Here is an 803-nt window from a genome sequence, read left to right as displayed (position 1 = left end):
CGCCGGCAAGCCGGGTTCCTGTGGAGTGATGATCGGGTATAAGTCCAATCAATTAAATTGCACACAATTTAATTGCCTACTATGTTTTCTGTTCCGTTTCCTTATCGAGGCCTTGCCATGACCGATAACCTGCTGAGCATCCCTTGCACCACCATCAAGGGGGAGCAAAAGACCTTGGCCGATTTCGCCGGCAAGGCCGTGCTGGTGGTCAATACCGCCAGCAAATGTGGCTTCACCCCGCAATACAAGGGGCTGGAGCAGTTGTGGCAGCAATACAAGGACCAGGGCCTGGTGGTGCTGGGCTTTCCCTGCAATCAGTTCGGCAAGCAGGAGCCGGGTAACGAAGGTGCCATTTCCGAGTTCTGCGAGCTGAATTTCGACGTGAGCTTTCCGCTGTTCAAGAAGATCGATGTGAACGGCAGCGACGCCCACCCACTGTTCGTCCAGTTGAAGAAACGTGCGCCGGGGCTGCTGGGCTCCAAGGGCATCAAGTGGAACTTCACCAAGTTCCTGATCGGCCGAGATGGCCAGGTGGTCAAGCGCTTTGCGCCCACCACCAAGCCTGAAGACTTGACCCAAGAGATCGAAGCCCTGCTCAAATGACCGACGCGCCCACGGTTTCTCTGGCGTTGGACAGCCAGCTGTGTTTCAAGCTCTATGCCGCTTCACGGGCGGTGACCCGTGCCTACAAGCCGATGCTGGATCAGTTGGGCCTGACCTACCCGCAGTACCTGGTGATGCTGGTGCTGTGGGAGTGGCACGACAGCCCTCCGACGCTGCCGACGGTCAAGGCCCTGGGGGAG

The 803-nt window shown here is 57.8% G+C and carries 2 protein-coding genes; both read left to right on the top strand.

All coding sequences use genetic code 11. The features are described 5' to 3' along the window. Nucleotides 1-117 precede the first annotated feature (117 nt). Complete coding sequence (locus tag ACW9IB_RS29465) at nt 118-603, top strand: glutathione peroxidase (protein WP_457416840.1); 486 nt, start codon at nt 118-120, stop codon at nt 601-603. Further along, the coding region (locus tag ACW9IB_RS29460) for a MarR family winged helix-turn-helix transcriptional regulator (RefSeq protein ID WP_457416838.1) at nt 600-803 on the top strand (204 nt) is incomplete at its 3' end. The genes ACW9IB_RS29465 and ACW9IB_RS29460, both read left to right, overlap by 4 nt.

This window comes from Pseudomonas sp. SDO524_S393 (assembly GCF_054071875.1).
Note: the sequence above shows the minus strand (reverse complement) of the source record. Positions and strands in the feature narration are given on the sequence as shown.